This window comes from Methanospirillum sp., assembly GCF_035406105.1.
In the GTDB taxonomy this organism is placed as follows: domain Archaea; phylum Halobacteriota; class Methanomicrobia; order Methanomicrobiales; family Methanospirillaceae; genus Methanospirillum.
On the sequence record NZ_DAONKG010000026.1, the window covers coordinates 1 to 17,752 of the forward strand.

At 49.8% G+C, this 17,752-nt stretch carries 16 protein-coding genes and 1 pseudogene; 6 read left to right on the forward strand and 11 right to left on the reverse strand.

What is annotated here, in order from left to right:
- The 10 genes from PLA23_RS02665 to PLA23_RS02710 all read right to left on the reverse strand — a co-directional run.
- A partial coding sequence (locus tag PLA23_RS02665) for a PKD domain-containing protein (protein ID WP_324473902.1) occupies positions 1-1,605 on the reverse strand: 1,605 nt, incomplete at its 3' end.
- A gap of 211 nt (positions 1,606-1,816) precedes the next feature.
- Positions 1,817-3,412 carry an O-phosphoserine--tRNA ligase gene (gene sepS, locus PLA23_RS02670; protein WP_324330302.1) on the reverse strand — a complete coding sequence of 532 codons (1,596 nt, stop codon included), beginning with the start codon at positions 3,410-3,412 and terminating at the stop codon, positions 1,817-1,819.
- Positions 3,409-4,329, reverse strand: coding sequence for a 4-demethylwyosine synthase TYW1 (gene twy1 / locus PLA23_RS02675; protein WP_324473904.1), 921 nt, complete (start codon positions 4,327-4,329; stop codon positions 3,409-3,411). Before twy1 ends, sepS begins: the two co-directional genes overlap by 4 nt.
- Positions 4,310-5,977 (reverse strand): arginine--tRNA ligase, encoded by a 1,668-nt coding sequence (argS, locus tag PLA23_RS02680; protein WP_324330305.1) that lies wholly within the window; start codon positions 5,975-5,977, stop codon positions 4,310-4,312. The genes twy1 and argS overlap by 20 nt, the downstream gene beginning before the upstream one ends.
- Positions 5,977-7,248 carry a peptide chain release factor aRF-1 gene (gene prf1, locus PLA23_RS02685; RefSeq protein WP_324330307.1) on the reverse strand — a complete coding sequence of 424 codons (1,272 nt, stop codon included), beginning with the start codon at positions 7,246-7,248 and terminating at the stop codon, positions 5,977-5,979. Before prf1 ends, argS begins: the two co-directional genes overlap by 1 nt.
- Positions 7,249-7,316: 68 nt before the next feature.
- Positions 7,317-8,210, reverse strand: coding sequence for an alpha/beta hydrolase family protein (locus tag PLA23_RS02690; RefSeq protein WP_324330309.1), 894 nt, complete (start codon positions 8,208-8,210; stop codon positions 7,317-7,319).
- A complete protein-coding gene (locus tag PLA23_RS02695; RefSeq protein ID WP_324473905.1) occupies positions 8,191-8,700 on the reverse strand; it encodes an NUDIX hydrolase in 510 nt (169 codons plus the stop codon). Before PLA23_RS02695 ends, PLA23_RS02690 begins: the two co-directional genes overlap by 20 nt.
- A gap of 2 nt (positions 8,701-8,702) precedes the next feature.
- Entirely contained in the window at positions 8,703-9,365 is a 663-nt protein-coding gene (gene queC, locus PLA23_RS02700) for a 7-cyano-7-deazaguanine synthase QueC (protein ID WP_324330313.1), read from the reverse strand.
- A 1-nt stretch (position 9,366) separates the two neighbouring features.
- On the reverse strand, positions 9,367-9,975 hold the full coding sequence (locus PLA23_RS02705) for a 7-carboxy-7-deazaguanine synthase QueE (RefSeq protein WP_324473907.1): 609 nt from the start codon (positions 9,973-9,975) through the stop codon (positions 9,367-9,369).
- Positions 9,962-10,375 (reverse strand): 6-carboxytetrahydropterin synthase, encoded by a 414-nt coding sequence (locus PLA23_RS02710; RefSeq protein ID WP_324328335.1) that lies wholly within the window; start codon positions 10,373-10,375, stop codon positions 9,962-9,964. Before PLA23_RS02710 ends, PLA23_RS02705 begins: the two co-directional genes overlap by 14 nt.
- A 157-nt stretch (positions 10,376-10,532) precedes the next feature.
- Between PLA23_RS02710 and PLA23_RS02715 the strand changes: the two genes are divergently transcribed.
- The 5 genes from PLA23_RS02715 (at position 10,533) to PLA23_RS02735 (ending at position 15,401) form a co-directional block, all read left to right on the forward strand.
- Complete coding sequence (locus PLA23_RS02715) at positions 10,533-10,961, forward strand: 30S ribosomal protein S12 (RefSeq protein ID WP_324328339.1); 429 nt, start codon at positions 10,533-10,535, stop codon at positions 10,959-10,961.
- Positions 10,962-10,966: 5 nt separating this feature from the next.
- The gene (locus PLA23_RS02720) at positions 10,967-11,551 is read left to right on the forward strand and encodes a 30S ribosomal protein S7 (RefSeq protein ID WP_324328333.1); all 585 of its coding nucleotides are present in this window, start codon (positions 10,967-10,969) and stop codon (positions 11,549-11,551) included.
- Between the two features lie 43 nt (positions 11,552-11,594).
- A complete protein-coding gene (locus tag PLA23_RS02725; RefSeq protein ID WP_324473909.1) occupies positions 11,595-13,790 on the forward strand; it encodes an elongation factor EF-2 in 2,196 nt (731 codons plus the stop codon).
- A gap of 165 nt (positions 13,791-13,955) precedes the next feature.
- Positions 13,956-14,828 carry a hypothetical protein gene (locus PLA23_RS02730; protein WP_324473910.1) on the forward strand — a complete coding sequence of 291 codons (873 nt, stop codon included), beginning with the start codon at positions 13,956-13,958 and terminating at the stop codon, positions 14,826-14,828.
- 96 nt (positions 14,829-14,924) lie between these two features.
- Complete coding sequence (locus PLA23_RS02735) at positions 14,925-15,401, forward strand: HEAT repeat domain-containing protein (RefSeq protein WP_324328329.1); 477 nt, start codon at positions 14,925-14,927, stop codon at positions 15,399-15,401.
- Between the two features lie 7 nt (positions 15,402-15,408).
- On the opposite strand, the gene metG is transcribed toward PLA23_RS02735, so the two are convergent.
- On the reverse strand, positions 15,409-17,403 hold the full coding sequence (metG, locus tag PLA23_RS02740) for a methionine--tRNA ligase (protein ID WP_324328327.1): 1,995 nt from the start codon (positions 17,401-17,403) through the stop codon (positions 15,409-15,411).
- Positions 17,404-17,533: 130 nt separating this feature from the next.
- Here metG and PLA23_RS02745 point away from each other — a divergent pair.
- Positions 17,534-17,752: pseudogene (locus PLA23_RS02745) on the forward strand (hypothetical protein); the annotation flags it as partial.

Sequence of the window (17,752 nt, forward strand, 5' to 3'; positions counted from 1 at the left end):
GGTTCCCCCGGTCTGTGATGACGCGGTCAGTTTCACGGTGTAGGTTCCTGGATTCTGGTATGTGTATGATGGTGATGCAACCATGGCTGTTCCGCCGTCACCAAAGTCCCATGCCCACATGGTCGGGTTTCCGGTTGAGAGATCGGTGAACTGGACGGTGAGAGGAGCTGTCCCGGAGGTCGGGCTTGCGGAGAAGTCTGCAATAATGCCTGATCCCCCAACGGTAATGTAATTCTCACGGGTCATGGTATGAGATCCGCCACTGTTTCTGACCGTGAGTTTTACGGTATACGTGCCCGCAGTGGTATACACATGGCTTGGATTTGCCTCGGTTGAATTTCCGCCGTCTCCAAAGTCCCACGCATAGGAGGTTGGTGGTCCGATTGAAAGGTCGGTGAACTGGACGGTGAGTGGAGCAGATCCTGAGAGTGGTGTGCCTTCAAACATTGCCACCGGCGGGGGAATATCTCCGGTCACTGATATGTAGTCCTTTTCAGTCTTTGTGTCAGAACCGGCCGTATTGGATGCTGTCAGACTGACGGTGTATACTCCGGCCTCCTTATATGTGTATGAGGGAGATGCGATCATGGACGTTCCGCCGTCACCGAAGTCCCATGCCCACATAGTCGGCCCGCCGGTGGACTGGTCAGTGAATTGGACGGTCAGAGGTTTTGGACCGGTCCGCTTGTCAACTGTGAATGCGGCTTTCGGCCCTGATCCTGATGGACGTACGGTGATGTACCCTTCTTTTATCTTGGTACTGGATCCCCCGGTTGCCGAGCTGGCGGTCAGTTTTACGGTGTATGTTCCCGGATTCTGGTATGTGTGTGAGGGGTTTGCAAGCATTCCTTCAGTTGTACCGTCTCCAAAGTCCCATGCCCACATGGTCGGGTTTCCGGTAGAGGTATCGGTGAACTGGACGGTGAGTGGAGCGGTCCCGGATGTTGGCGTTGCGGTGAAGTTTGCCACAATACCTCCAGCCTGGGTGACGGTGATGTAATTGTCCTTGGTGACGGTTGTCGATCCGCTCATGGAACCTACGGTCATCTTTACAGTATAGGTTCCAGCTGTCTCATACACATGACTTGGGTTTTTAATAACTGATGTTCCTCCGTCGCCAAAATCCCAGGTCCATGTAGACCATTCTGTTGTGGACGTATCGGTAAACTGCACAGTCAGAGGTGCCGGTCCTGATGTTGGCGTTGCAGTAAAGTCAGCCCCGAAATTTCCTACTGTAAGGTCAAGTTGTTTTGCAACACCAGGTTCAAACGGAACAGTCTGGTCTGCTTTCTTATCTCCTATGAAAAAGGAGATGGTCGCCGACCCGGATTTTACGTCATCCTCTGTTGCTGCAACAACAAGCTTATCGTCAAAAATGCCGGTCCCACCATACTGCCCGGCAGTGGTAAGTGCAAGTTTTCCTCTGACTTGATCATTGATCTTAGCAACCAGCGCAGTCCCGATTGAGGCAGGTGATCCATCAACAGTGACTTTCCCATAAAATTCGGCTGGCAACGGCGGTACTGCCCCTGCTGTTATGATTAACAGACAGAGCAGAACGGCCAGCATTACCGCCGGCCTGATTATTCGAATCCCATCCATCATTTCATCCCCTAAAGAAGCATATTTTCCCGATGTTTCGATCAGGAGTACCTAAGTGTCCTGAGTGTTTGAATATTGTGCACAGGAGAGATAAGTATTGTGGAAGAACTCCCCGATCCTAGTCTCATCCGGATAATAAAAATGAAAGTAAAAATATCCATGAGACTGTATAATTATCAGGGTATTTTTAAAAATATATGAATAGCAGGATTATTTATGCCTCTTCGGGAGGAAGTATCTCAGATCTGATGGTAAGAAATACCGGCCCTCTGACATCTGTCTTGATATTGTTATCAGTGATGTATCGCATGACCCACGGTTCAATCTTCAGGTTGATATCTCCCGGAAGTCGTGCCATTTTTATCTGAACTGTTGTCGGGATACCAAAATGTGCCGCCTGTTCTATCTCCGCTGCGGCCTTCGAAGCGGCAGCAAAGAGATATGAAATACCTGTCGGCACTCCGCTTTTTCGAACCTCTGCAAACTTCTCTGTATCAGGAATACCAAGAACGGCGCCCTTATATACAAATATCTCATTCATGCAGGCAGGACCAAGGAGTTTTGCATTCTCTTCCGGCTCTTCTACATATACTCTGACCTGTTTGCCTGCCACTTCTCCCTCATATGCGACAAATGAACAGGGACCAGTTGCAGTACTGTTTGCGATCGCCGTATCAATCAGTGATCTGACCAGATTCTTTCCCTGCAGCGTGGCAGGTTCTGCCAATAATGAAACTCCGGCCGCAAGCTCAGTATCGGTGTACCGGATAGGGAAAAATTGAGGGAAACAGAGCTCGCGAACATCTTTTGCCTTGTTCATGATCATTGCCAACCGCTCAACCCCAAGGCCAAGGTTCATGACCGGAATGCCAACCCCATACTCTGCAAGGGCGACCGGTGAGTATATGCCAAAGGTTGCCACTTCAACCCATCCGTGATCCGGGTGTGCGGCATAGACCTCGGTCTGGGTATCAGGCATATAATATTTGGAACGCTTGTCATCGGGTCTGAATTCAAAGTCTGTATAGCCGAATGCCGAAAGAAGAGCACGTGCAACCGCCTTTCCATCCTCAATTGTCACCAGTTCACCGGCAACAACACACGAGGCGGAATGATAACTCATCAGACGGTGTGAGTCCTCAGCCTGCTCACGTCTGAAACACCGGTCAATGGAAAAGAGCCTGATTGGATGGGGGACTTTTTCCCAGATCGCACCAAGTGTCTGAAACCATCCGCTTGTCATATGGGACCGCAGTGTCTGTCTTGATGATTCCGGTTTTAATGCACGAAATTCCGGAAACACCTGATCCAGTATCTCAACAACCCTGGCGTCATCAGTGTGGAGCACCCCTGAGAGCTCATGAACCAGTTCATCGCCGTCAATCTCTGATTTCTTATAGGCATGAAGTGTTTTTCTCAGCGACTCTTCTTCCTCTTCAGAAAGATCCCGCCCAAGAATTGTATGTATCTTCTGGATCTGCTCTTTCCCGATCCCGACATTCGGACGCGGAAGCCCGCCAAGGTAAAAAACCCGGTCAAGGACTGCCATAGCCTCAGGCCCGAACTGCCGGTACACCTCCTGCTCATCGACAATGATCGGATTCTCGGCTTCATGAAACCCGATGGCAAGATATGCCTGCCGGAGCCGATGGATCGTTTCAAAAACCGGGTGAGGCTGTGCCCGCGGATAGGTGAGGCGGGGATAGATCAGATCCGTTGTGGGAGGAGTCAGAACAGACGGTCCTGCATGCCATGCTGATTCAAAATCCTCTCTTCCTCGTTTTTTAAATTCTTCAGTGTCAAATATCATGAATCTCGCTCCAAACAGATAACCCGTGAAAGCGTGTTTTCACCCCGAATTTTGTATGAAAGATGAGGTATCATCCTTCTGGTAAACGCTTCAATCTCATCATGAAGGGGCATATGTCTGATCGTAAGCCTCCGCTGGCTGTACCCGACATGCATATAGGCCTTCACCTCGACAAACTGTGCCCCGCTCTCCTGGATAATTCGTGCATACCCTTCCGGATCCTGGTCATTGATACCCCTGACAAGGGTGATTCTGATAGCAGTCCGATGGCCCTGTTCAGTCTCATGCCCGAGATCTGATATACTCTCCATGATCTTATCCCAGTAATCCTCACGAGGCCTTGCAATCCGGAGATATATCTCCCGATCAGGAGCGGTCAGGGAGATATACTTCTGGTACGGGTGACAATGCCTCAATACATCCGGATTCGTGCCGTTTGATACGAGAAATGTTGTACCTCCAGTCTGATTAAGCAGATCAATCAATTCTGGAAGATGTGGATACAGGGTTGGTTCACCTGCCAGTGAGATTGCATACTGATCAGGATGGAGTGCCTCCTCCCATTTTTCGGGCGTTACCCTGGGTGAGACCTTGTATCCAGCCAGGGCTTTTTTCTGGAGGAATGGAATCCGGGTTACGATCTCCTGAGGAGGGAGATCCTTCTCACCGGTGTATTCATGCTCAAATGAGCGCCAGCAGAAGAGACAGGTATGGTTACACCGGAGGGTCGGAGTAAGCTGCACACACCGGTGACTGGTTATGCCGTAAAACTGGTTTTTGTAACACTGGTCGCCACCGGACAGAGATCGCTTGCACCAGAGACAGGGTTTGAGCGCTGCTGATGATTCAGGATGGAAAAACTGGTATCCCATCCCGCGAAGGGCAAGCTTTGACGGATCACATTGCCCGGAGTGCATCAATCCCCAAGGTTTCCAGTGCTTCTTTGAGCGTGTTTCGTGTCGCATCAACGAGGGTGAGACGCCGGTCCCGTATTTTTCCTTCAGCCCTGAGCACCGGTTCCGCATGATAGAACGAGTTGAAGATATCGGCAAGTTCACGGGCATATATGGCGAGAAGATGCGGTTTTAGTTCGGTAACAACATCATGTATGACTTTTGGAAATAATGCGATCTGCTTTGCAAGGGCCACCTCTCCGTCACCCTCCACCTCAAAGCACGGCGTAAATGACCCGGCCTTCTCAAGAATACTGCATGCACGGGCATGGGCGTACTGGATATAGGGCCCACTCTGCTTTTCAAAGTCAAGTGCCTCTTTCCAGTCAAAAACGGTGCTCTTTTCAGGAATAGTCCTGATGATATCGTACCTGATTGCAGAAATTGCAACTGAGTGGGCAATTTGTTTGCGTTCCTCTTCGGGGAGTTCAGCCCGTCGTGCGGTCACCTCTTCCATTGCCCGTCGTTCCGTCTCTGCGATCAGCTCATCAGCAGAGATGAATTTTCCTTTCCTCGTACTCATGGACCCTTCAGGAAGAGAGACAAACTCAAAGAATACGATCTCAGGGACACGCTCGCCCAGGATCTCAAGCGTTGCCTGAAGCTGGGTTCCGATAAGTTTGTGATCAGCACCCAGAACATCGATTACCCGGTCAAAGTTATGGCCCTTCCAGATGTGAAAGGCAATGTCACGCGCGGCGTAGACACTGGTTCCATCAGATCGTCTGAGGATGTACTTCTTCTCAAACCCATATGCCGAGAGGTCAAGGGAGAGTGTATCATCAATCCGTGCCTCAGGGAGGTGGGATATTCGTGAGAGAACCTTTGCAGTATCGCCATTCCGGATAAAATCACTCTCATGGACAAACCGGTCATGTTTCACATGCATAGCGGCAAGTGTCTCCTTAAACCCGTCAAGACACCGTTTTACCGGAATTTTAAACTGGCTGATAGTTGCAGGATCACCTGACTCCACCAGCTGCATGAGCCGGTCTATCTCCGCGTTCAGGGCCGGATCCCTCTCAAGATGGCGATTTGCCTCGATGTATACCTCGGCAATCAGGTGGTCGCCTTTTCCTTCTGCATGGATATCAGCCCCCTGAGTTGCAATTCCCCATGCAACAATGGCAATCTGCCTGCCCATGTCATTGACATAGTACTGGACTTCAAGGGGATACCCGGCTTTTCGAAAGCATCGTGACAGGGTATCGCCGATGATGGTATTTCTGATATGCCCCACATGGAGCGGACCATTTGGATTTGCGGATGTATGTTCCAGCACCACCCGTTCATGTTTTTCTGTCCCCTTTCCATATCCGTCGCAGACCGCCTGCCTGAGGACCTCTGCGCAGTAATCAGCACCGAAGATGAAGTTGATATATGGCCCGACAGCACGGGTTTCCGCCCCGGTTTCTGCCATAATGCGGCCACTGATTGCCCCGGCAATCTCCTGTGCGATAACTGCGGGAGATTTTTTCTGTTCTTTTGCAAGAGAGAACGCAATGGTTGATGCGACATCGGCATGGTCTCCGCCGTCTGTGAGCATCACATCTTCTTTTCCTGTATGCTGCCTGAGAATTGCAGCAATTGCATCACATGTGGTAAGGTACATCAGTATCCGGTCCTGTATCTGAGAATAGCGGCGATTCCGCCAAATGCCGTAAATAACTGCGATCCTTCTTCAAAGTCGTCAGATATAATCGCAACCTTGCTGTTTGACTGATCGGCAAGATACGTAAGTTCATCTACGATATCTGCTGAGTCGGCAAGCACGAGGGGTGAGGTACATTTTGGACAATTCCCAAGATCTATGTCCTCCGGGTTTTCTCCAGGTTTGATAAGGACCGTCTTCTCTTCAGCATATCCACAGGCATCACATCTGATGGACAGGCGGTTTTTTCTCAATTTATCTGAGAGGAGCAGGGTATCTACCGCGCCGATCTCAAGATTTGCCCGGATTGACGGTTCACCATATGCAGCAAGTCCGTTATCCTTGACAAGTTCCTTAAAAAACCGGTCCATGAGATGTTTCTCTTCGATGACTTCCTGACCTTTCAAAGCCTCCTCTGCTGCTTCGACCAGTTCAGAAAGACCGCTCTCATTTGTATACGCAACATCAAAAAGGCCGATAATACGCTTCTGAACCTCATGGTGGAGGAAGTTCCCCTCTTCGAACTCCTCCTTGGTCGGGGACGGCCCGCCGATCAGGAGCCCTTTAAACCGGTTGAAAAAATCCTTTTCATTCAGGAATATCTCACTGGCACGTTCACCGACTTTCTTATAGAACTCGTTAATGGCGATGAGACGGAGACGCTCGAACCGTATACTTGACTGTCCACCTTTGCGCTGTTTGCCAGGAACGGTCGAGGTAGTGCCCCCGACCGGGTCAATCCTGTTCCCCCTGAGAAATCCCCAGTATGCCTCACGACGGTCTATTACGAGCAGGCCATAGACATACTTCTCTTCAAGCATCTCACGGAGCGGCTCCAGTTCAAACCGGGAGCTGCACCGGTACAGATAGAGATTGAGTGGCTCTGGCGGATTTACAATATCACACTCAAGATCCTGCCGGTCCCCGTGTTTGTTTACTGTACCACAAAAGATTGCAATCCCATTCTCCGGGGGCTTTGAATAATATTTAAGCCTGGAGAGAATGCTGGAAATTGCACTCTGGACATTGGTCCTGGTCTGCTTTGACTTAATATTTGAACACTGGCCAAACTCATCCCTGAGCTGGGCGGTTACATCAAAGATCTGTTTGTCAGGAGGAATATAGAGAGAGATAAGTTCCGTTCCACTCCCTTCCTTTGCCTCCAGACGCTCAAGCATCTTTTTAAATTCATATTTCCGTCTTGCTTCGTCCAGTTCAACCGCTTCGCTCATGAGACAATCCTACAGTAAGCTGGTATATATTGATCTGAGCCTGACTTAAGGTTCACCGTTCTGTGTGGTCAATTCAGACCTGAAGTTAGCCGGGTGATGATGATATCATCGACCTCCCGGTTTACTCCGTGTGTCCCATTGAATGGGATGAATACCGCTCCCTGCCCTGCTGATTGTGCGAGCTTTTGCCCTTCAGAAAAGGGGATTATTGTATCATTTGGGGCATGAAACAGCATGATCGGCCGGGGGGGTATCTTTCCAACCTGTATGTCAGGATCGATACTAAGGAGAAATTCCCGCAGGGGAGACTGGTAGTTCTCTCCCATCCGATGAAATCCTGAGGTCGAGATACCGATATATCCGGCAAACCCCGGATCTACTCCGGCGGCGAATGCTGCATACCGACCACCGTTCGAATCACCGGCTGCATAGATCGGAATGCCCGGATACTTATCCTGCAGATATCTTCTTGCCGTTATCATATCCACGCCGTTCAGATAGTACTGCGGCCATGATCCCTGCACAAAGAGTTCAGCGTCTTTCTCAATATTCATCGGATAACCGGGAGTCAGACCCCCGTTTCCTCTGACATCCATGACAAGAACTCCGACTCCGTGCGGGGGATAATATTTCATGTATTCCGCATACCCTGCAGCAGGGTTATTTGCACCAGGGGCCCAGACAAGGAATGCAACCGGATCATGCGGACTGACCAGTATTGCATGAACATCCCCGGCAAATCCCTTGAATGTCAGGTCGGTTGTGGTCAGATTCTCTTCCTTTTCCAAAATCTGTTCCCATGTCGTACTCTGCGGGATAGAAAATCCGATACTGCCATCAGGTGACAGGTTCCAGAAAGCGGCGGACGTATGCTCACTTTCAGTATTGACACAGCCTGCACTTATCATACAGATTCCAAGCATGAGCAGAAGAACGAATGGATTAATCATGCGCTGACTCATCCATCCACCGGTAAAAGATACAGATTGTCTTTGCATCCACAATCTCTCCGGTCCGAATCATCTTCCTGATCTGTGATGCAGTAAACCGGACTGGTTCTATGATCTCATCATCATCAGGTGCATGCTCGCTTGATGGGACAAGACCTGTCGCCTCAAAGAGCCAGAGTCGTTCATCGGTAAATCCAGGCGTAGTATAGATGTATCCTAAGGCCTTCACTGACCCTGCGGCCATACCCGTCTCCTCGATAAGTTCCCGCTTTGCTGTCTGCATTGGATCCTCACCCACTTCCATGGTCCCGGCAGGTGCTTCATAGATATATGTGCCGATTGGGGCTCTCCATTGCCTGATAAGGAGAAAATTCTCTCCGTCCCTCGGGAGGATTACGACAGCATCTCCCGGGTGGACGACGACCGCCTCTTTCTCACGCCCGTCCGGCAGGATACATCCCCGCTTTTCAACCCAAAGCCTGCGGCCCCGATAGATCTCCATGATTACCGGTAGGGAATGGGATCCTGCATCCCGATTGATCTGAATGCTTCCAGTCTGAAATGGCATGATCCACAGATCCCGCATGCAACCTCGTTCTCTGCATAACAGGACCAGGTATCCTCATACGGAACCCTCAGTTCCATTCCAATCTTCAGAATCTCCGCCTTATTAAGCCGCACAAATGGCGTCTTCAGGGTTATCCCGCTATCCGGCCGTGTTCCAAGCGTGATGACCTTCTGGAACGCGTCGATGAATTCAGGTCTGCAGTCAGGATATCCTGAGTAGTCTGATGCCTGGACTCCTATGTAAATAGCATCAGCCCGTCGTGCCTCTGCAAAACTTGTGGCAACCGAAAGAAGGTTCGCATTCCGGAACGGAACATAGGTATCCGGGATTCCTTCTCCTGCCTCTGTGTGTGGCTTTATCCGCATAGCCGGATCAGTCAGACTTGATGCGCCAACCGCTTTCAGATACGCAAGGTCCACTTCAAGAAACTCCAAGGCATTGAGGTGACGGGCAATCCGTTTTGCGCATTCCCGCTCCTTTTCTTCGGTTCGCTGCCCATAGGTAAAGTGGAGGGCAAGGATATCATAACCGTCATGCTTTGCAAGGTAGGCGAGTGTGGATGAGTCCATTCCGCCTGACAGGAGACATACTGCTTTCATATCAGGGCAATCCTATGAATTTGTGTAACTGAAGCTGCATTCGTGCCGGAAGGTTGTGAGAGAGAATATATGTTGCAATGTGTTGATAATCAGTCCCATATACCGGTGATATGAATATCTCCGCCCTCGTAGGATGGGTCGTTATGATTTCTTTGGTGTAATTGAGATCCTCATCTGTTCCTACCACAAATTTTACCGAATCAATGGGTTTAAGAGATGAGAGCAGGGTGATATCACTTGTTTCTCCTGATGACGGGCACTTTACATCCATGCAGATCGAGACTTCTTCAGGCAGTCCGTCAAAAGGGATCGTTCCATTTGTTTCGATGATTACTCTCTTTCCAGCATTGATGAGCCGGCTGGATATCTCTGCAACATCCTTCTTCTGCAAAAGCGGTTCACCTCCAGTAATACAGACACAGGATGGTTTTTCTGCAAGGACCCGTTGTATGACATCATCAACACTCATTTCCTCCCCTTCCTGTCTTCCCGCCGGAGTATCACAGTAGGAACACGAGAGATTACATCCGGCCAGACGGACAAAGATTGTCGGGTATCCTGAGGTGAGTCCTTCACCCTGGAGTGACGTGAATAGTTCAGCGATCTTCATGCCTTAACTCTGCACAGCCGGTCGGGGATTCCCATACTCTGATCATATCAACGGTGATGTCTCTACCGGTGTCTTTGTATCGCAGTTCTATTGCATCCCTGATAAGTCGTGCCAGAAGTTCGCTGGTCGGATCGCCGGGGGTGGTGATGACGTCATGAAACTCCTGGATACGGGAGACCATCGGATCTGCCTCATTAAGGATGATCTCATGATCATAATGATCCACGATCTCGCGGATCTCATTATAATCAACCAGAATATTTGTCTCCTCATCAGTGAAACCTGAGAGCCACACTTCCACCCTCCACCGGTGGCCGTGAAGATTGTGACACTTCCCCCGGTAGTGAAGCAGCCGGTGACTGGCATCAAATGAGACCTCTTTGTAAAGTCTGATCTGCATGAGATCAGGTTAGGCGTGAATACAACTATTATATTGCATAAGTGTCAACGTATACAGACAGGTTTCAAAGCCGACATTTTATACTGGAATCGTCGAGCATTTGGATTCTCATTCGCCGCTGTATGGCGGAATTATCGAAGATTATCAGAGTGATGTAATGGGACAGGGTAAATTTGCAGCACGTAAATTAAAGCGTGACTCAGCGAGATTTCGCTGGAGTGACCCGCATTTTGCAAGAAAAGCAGGTGGTCTGAAACTGAAGTCCGATCCCCTTGAGGGCGCGCCCCAGGGAAGAGGTATCGTCCTTGAAAAGATCGGTGTTGAGGCAAAGCAGCCAAACTCTGCAATCCGGAAATGTGTCCGTGTTCAGTTGATCAAGAACGGGCGTCAGGTTTCTGCGTTTGCAGTTGGTGATGGTGCCATCAACTTCATTGATGAACACGACGAAGTGGAAATCGAAGGTATTGGCGGTCGTCTCGGACGTTCAATGGGTGACATTCCTGGTGTCCGGTATGTTGTCACAAAGGTGAATAACGTCTGTCTTCATGAACTGGTGATAGGCAGGAAGGAGAAGCCACGCAGGTGATCGTGATGAGTGAAGAAGCATCTGCCCCGGCACGTCTCCTCTTTAACCGCTGGGACACAAGTGAGGTCACCATCCGTGACCCGGGTATCGCGCGGTACGTCAACCTGAACTCGATGATTGTGCCCCATTCCTGCGGACGACTTACCCGTCAGGAATTTCATAAGGCAAATATGCTCATCGTCGAGCGGCTGATCAATCAGCTGATGCGTACTGAAGCAAACACCGGAAAGAAGCAGCTGGCCATCCGTATTGTCCGGGATGCATTTGAGATTGTCCACCAGAAGACCAAGAAAAACCCGATCGAGGTGCTGTGTGATGCAGTCGCAAATGCCGGACCCAGGGAAGAGACGGTCCGTCTCAAATATGGTGGTATCAATGTGCCAAAGTCTGTCGATACCGCCCCCATGCGCCGGGTCAATACGGCAGTCGGTTTAATTGCTGCCGGTGTCTATGCAGCCTCCCATAAAAAGAAAAAACCCGTTGCAAATGCCCTCGCAGAGGAACTCATCGCAGCTGCCAATGGGGATGTAAAGTGTTACTCTGTCGCAAAGCGTGAAGAACGGGAACGTGTTGCAAAGTCTGCACGGTAAATAACTATCCCATTTCTGTTTTTTAAAAAATTGCAGGTGAAATATGAGCCGAGGGAAGAAAACGGTAGAGCGCGTCATGCAGCTCATGAACCAGCCGGAGTGTATCAGAAATATCGGTATCGTTGCACATATCGATCACGGTAAGACCACCCTTTCTGACAACCTCCTGGCAGGTGCGGGTATCATCAGTGAAGATCTGGCAGGAAAAGCCTGCTGGATGGACTCAGATGAGGAAGAACAGGCACGTGGTATCACTATTGATGCATCAAACGTCTCAATGGTCCACGAGTATGAGGGGAAAGAATACCTCATCAATATGATCGACACCCCTGGTCACGTTGATTTTGGTGGTGACGTTACCCGTGCCATGCGTGCAGTCGACGGGGCAGTTGTCCTTGTCGATGCAGTTGAAGGCACCATGCCACAGACCGAGACGGTTCTGCGCCAGGCGCTCAAAGAGCGTGTCAAGCCGGTATTGTTTATCAACAAGGTAGACCGGCTGATCAACGAACTGCAGGTCGACGAGATGGAGATGCAGATCCGCCTTGGCAAGGTCATTGACAAGGTCAACAAGCTGATCAGGGGCATGAACGAGGAGATGTACAATAATGGCTGGAAACTTGATGCCGCCGCAGGAACGGTGGCATTTGGGTCAGCATTGTATAACTGGGCGATTTCTGTTCCATATATGAAAAAGTCCGGCATCTCCTTTAAAGACGTGTATCAGTACTGTAAGAGCGGTGAAATGAAGGCACTTGCAAAGAAGAGCCCGCTCTGTGAAGTAGTCCTTGATATGGTGGTATCACACCTGCCAAACCCGAAGGAAGCACAACCACGCCGTATTGGGGTGATCTGGCATGGTGATATCAACAGTCCGGAAGGAAAGGGTATGATATCCTGTGATCCGAATGCACCCAGTTGTCTGATGGTGACGGATATCTCCTTTGATCCACATGCAGGAGAAGTTGCTACCGGCCGTCTGTTCTCAGGAAAGCTCAGCCGTGGCAATGAAATGTATGTTATGGGAACTGCCAAGAAGGTTAACCGCCTCCAGCAGGTTGGTATCTTTATGGGTCCGACCCGTGTTGAGGTTCCGGAACTCTATGCCGGAAACATTGCCGCAGTAACGGGTCTGAAGGATGCTATTGTCGGTTCTACTGTTTCAAGCCTAATGGAGATGACTCCATTTGAATCTCTTGAACATTACTCCGAACCGGTCGTTACCGTCGCGGTCGAAGCGAAGAATATGAAGGATCTGCCCAAGCTGGTCGATGTGCTCCGTCAGGTGGCGAAGGAAGATCCAACACTTCGTGTCAATATCAACGAAGAGACTGGTGAACACCTGATCTCCGGTATGGGAGAGCTGCACCTTGAGATCATCACCGGACGTATCAAGCGTGACAAGGGTGTTGAGATTATCACCTCTGAACCGATCGTGGTGTACCGTGAGACCATCACCCAGGAACTCACCGAGCCGGTCGAAGGAAAATCTCCAAACCGTCACAACCGGTTCTACTTTACCCTTCACCCACTCCCGGAGCATGTTGTCGAGATGATCAAGAATCATGAGATCTCCATGAACCAGGATGCCCTTGAACGCCGTGATGTGATGATCAAGGCAGGCTTTGACAAGGAAGAAGCCAAGAATGTCAAGGACATCTATGGAACCAATCTTTTCCTTGACATGACCAAGGGTATTCAGTACCTGAACGAAACGATGGAACTTATCATCGAAGGTATTCATGAAGCACTCGACGGCGGTCCGCTTGCAGATGAGCCGGTCCAGAACATGCTCATCAAGCTGGTTGATGTCAAGCTTCATGAGGATGCAATCCACCGTGGTCCAGCCCAGGTTATCCCGGCTGTCAGGAGTGCTATCAAGGGTGGAATGCTTCTTGCAGGAGATTCTCTGCTTGAACCGATGCAGAAGCTCCACATCACCGTGCCCCAGGATCACATGGGAAGTGCAACCTCACAGATTCAGAGCCGGCGTGGCCAGGTCTTTGATATGACCAGTGAAGGAGATACCATCACGGTCATTGGAAAGGCACCGGTTGCAGAGCTCTTCGGGTTTGCGGGGGATGTCCGCTCCGCAACTGAAGGTCGTGCCATGTGGAACAGTGAGTTTGCAGGTTTTGAAGTTGTTCCGGCTGGATCTGCAAAGGAAATTGTGATGCAGATCAGAAAGCGCAAGGGACTCAAGGAAGAGCTGCCTAAGCCCGCGGATTACCTTGCCTAATTCTCCCCCCAATTTTCATCACTCGATTAAATCATTTTTTTTATATTTATTTTTCTGGATATCAGGCAAATTGTTCAATTTTCGTCGCGAAAAATTGACAAGGTATATATGTATCACCGACGAAATTTTCGTGACCAGTTTGACTACATATGTGGTCAGATTTTGATGGGGTTGATTGATATGAATGCCTGTAAACTGAGGCGAGTAAGCATTGTGCTTATGATAATCCTGGTTCTTTCGACCGGGTGGGCATCCGCTGTCAGACCTACTTCCGCATTATATGATAAGACCGGTATTACTACTACCATTGATGCAACCTGTATTGGTACACTGCTGGTCGATCATGACATGGAGTGGCAGCAGACAAACCTTCCTGGGGGAGACCTTGCGAACAATACACTGACACCGGATGAGACACGGGCTATTTTTACCTACCGTGAGAATACTCTTGCAGCCAGTGGGACGACCAGGTACACCAAAGAGTACAATATGGACGGTTCCAATGTCTCTGATGGCAGGGATAATCTGTATGCCCGGCATACGGTGAATTACCAGGCAGATCAGAGTCAGAGTGGAACCATGCTCTGGGATGAGGGATCAACCATCACGTCGCTTGGCGCAGCAACAAACGGCAATGAAGTCGGGCGTTGTGTCTTTGCAAGCGGAGGCGGAGGGAACGGAGCAGCGTTCAAAGGAACGGTGGAAGCCGGAAGTGCGATGAATGTGCAGGAGGTTGCTGCAGTAACAACAGTGGGTGGCCGGGCAATATCTGAGAGTTCTACGGTACCAGTGAACCTGCGGTATGGATTTGACGCTCAGGGTCTTGGAACCAACGCGAACAATACCCTGGCGGTCGGAGCTGCAGAGGTCTATATGAATACAGACTTTGAGACCTACAATGGCAACTATTACGATGCAAACCTGACCACAAAGATAACTGATCGTCAGAGAACGGTGGCTCGTGGACTGTTTGACCTTGCACAAACCCATGAATACTCATCGACCTCTCTAGTGCCACCAACACCGGCACCGGCTTAAATATTGAGAAGGATTGGGTAATAGGGGCAGCCTTCATGGATGGGGGGAAATACCCAATCATTTCTCTTTTCTGTGATCACAACCAATCTTTTTTTCATGTGTTCCCTTACGCTGGAATCTGCACTTGCGGATCTCCATAGTCCTGAAAAGGAAGTCCGTGCCCGTGCTTCTGCGACCCTCATTACCATAGGAACAGCTGCTATCCCTGCATTACTCGGATTACTTCACGACAAGGACTGGGTTATTCGGTACCGGGCTGTTGAAGCACTTGGAGGAATCGGGGATACCGCTGCAGTTGAGCCGCTTATGCAGTGCACAACTGACGAAAAGGATCATGTCCGGTACATGGCTGCAAAGTCTCTCGCACGGATGGAGGATCCGAGGATTGTTCCGGTTCTTATCAGGATGCTCTCTGATGATCACTCCTACACCCGGAGAATTGCAGCAGAAGGATTAAGCCGGTTAGGGAATGCTGATGCTCTCCCTCATCTGGAATCTGCTCTTTTACATGAGACCGATCCTGATGTTAAACAGGCAATAGCACGTGCACTATCATCGAATAAAAATAAATAATGGAGTATTACCGGATCTTTGTACCGGATGGAACCGGGGTTTCCGGTCTGAGGAGCGATGCCGTATCTCCCGCGGCCAGGATCATCCCGTTACTTTCAATACCAAATATTTTTGCAGGTTTTAAATTTGTACAGACGACGACATCCTTGCCGACGAGATCATCCGGGGTATGGAACTGGGCAATACCACTCACAATCTGCCTGACTTCATCTCCAATGCGTACCTGCAGTTTCAGCAGTTTATTCGATTTTGGAACCGGCTCAGCTGCGATGATCCTACCAGTCCTCATCTCAACTTTGGCAAATTCCTCAATCGTAATCTGTGGTGTTTTTGGTTTCTTCTCTGCATCAAGGGCATCTATCCGGTCACGGAGTCGTTTCTCCAGCTCAGCCGTCTTTTTATCATCAATTTTTGAGAACACAATCGATGGTGCTGGAAGTGGGCCCGGTGTCAGGGGAGAAAGCCCTGCGATAAATTCATTATTGGCTATGAGGCTGTCCTGTCCGAGCTGACTCCAGATGAGGGCTGCCCGCTCAGGCATGACCGGCTCGATAAGGAGCGTGAGGGCCTTTGCAAGCTGAAGGCAGTTTCTCATGACCTGCGCCATTGCTGCTGGATCAGTCTTTGCAAGTTTCCAGGGCTCTTTACTCTGAATATATGTATTGCCCCAGGCGGAGAGGGTCAGGATTGCATCGACAGCACCTTTAAAGTCATACGCCTCAACAAGGTTTGTTACCAGTCCGATGGCCTCATATATCCGGTCAAATATCTCCTGTTCCACCTCACCCTCCGGGACGCCGCCGAACTGTTTGTGAGAGAGGTGCAAAGTGCGATAGATAAAATTCCCAAGATTGTTGACTACTTCATTATTGATGCGTTCCTGGAAGAGCTGCCAGGAGAAGTTCATCTCTTTGGTATGGCTGGTATAGGAGAGGAGATAGTACCGGAGATAATCCGCAGGAAGCCCCTGATCAAGATAGTCCTCATTTGTCCAGACAACATATCCCCGTGACTTAGAGAATTTGTGATCATCAATCTTGAGCATCCCTGAAGCAACCACTGCATATGGCGTTCCATACCCTGCACCATGGAGCATGGCAGGCCAGAAGACGCAGTGATGATACGTGATATCCTGCCCGATAAAATGAGTCACCCGTGTGGTCTCACCACACCAGTACTCTTTCCAGTCTTTCCCGTTCTTCTCTGCCCATTCCTCGGTAAATCCGATATACCCAATCGGGGCATCAACCCAGACATAGACAACGAGTTCTTCATGACCAGGGAATTTTACTCCCCATTCAAGAGTCCGGGTGATGCACCAGTCATGAAGATCCTCATTCACCCAACCCAGGGCATAATTAATGGCATTGTCAGTCCCTTTGAGGTTCTCCAGATATTCCCTGAGCCAGTCCTGAAAGCCACTGAGACGGAAGAAGAAATGCTCCTGTTCACGGTACTCTGCACGACTCCCGCAAATCTTACAGGTCGGCTCAAGAATCTCTCCTGGCTCAAGATGTTTTCCGCATCCCTGGTCACATTCATCTCCTCTGGCCGGCTTTTTACAATGAGGGCAGACTCCTTCAAGGTACCGGTCCGGGAGGAACTTTTCACATTTTGTACAGTACGCCTGCTGAATGATCTTTGGGTATACATACCCACGCTCAATGAGTCGTCCCACAAGATGTTTTGTCCGTGCATGAGTGGTCGGATCATCGGTCATTCCGAAGTGATCGAAGTTTACCTGCATTTTTTTGAAGGTATCAGAAAAATGTGCGTGATATCGCTCAGATATCTGCCGTGGTGTCGTCCCTTCCTTCTCTGCACTGACAACGATTGGTGTTCCGTGATTGTCTGAGCCGCAGATAAATACCACCTCTTCCCCTTTTCGCCGCATGAACCGCACGTAAAAATCCGCAGGTACATATGTCCGGAGATGGCCGAGATGGCATGGCCCGTTGGTATAAGGAAGGCCACAGGTAACAAGAAGCGGGCGGCTATTCATCAGGTACATTTTTGAAGATAATTCTATAAAATATACTGAGGACAGGGATCTCTTATCTCTCATATCCTGAAGGGTCTTGCGCATCTTGCCGGCTCTTGCGCAGGTGCATCTTCTGGTAACACAGGTTTTCATGAAGAAAAAAAGAGAGTTAAAAACGCTTTCACTGGGGTCTGAACCCGATACTCCAGAGGTTCCTCTCCTGCGGGAGTTTATTTCAGCCCATCGTGGTATCGAGGCAGACCTTACGACATTTCAGATGCTTCGTTCCTGCACGGCACAACAGAATGCCGCGATTGACGAAATTGCGATTGGCGGGAAATTTTGCAGATCCCGGCTTGAAGAAGGTCTT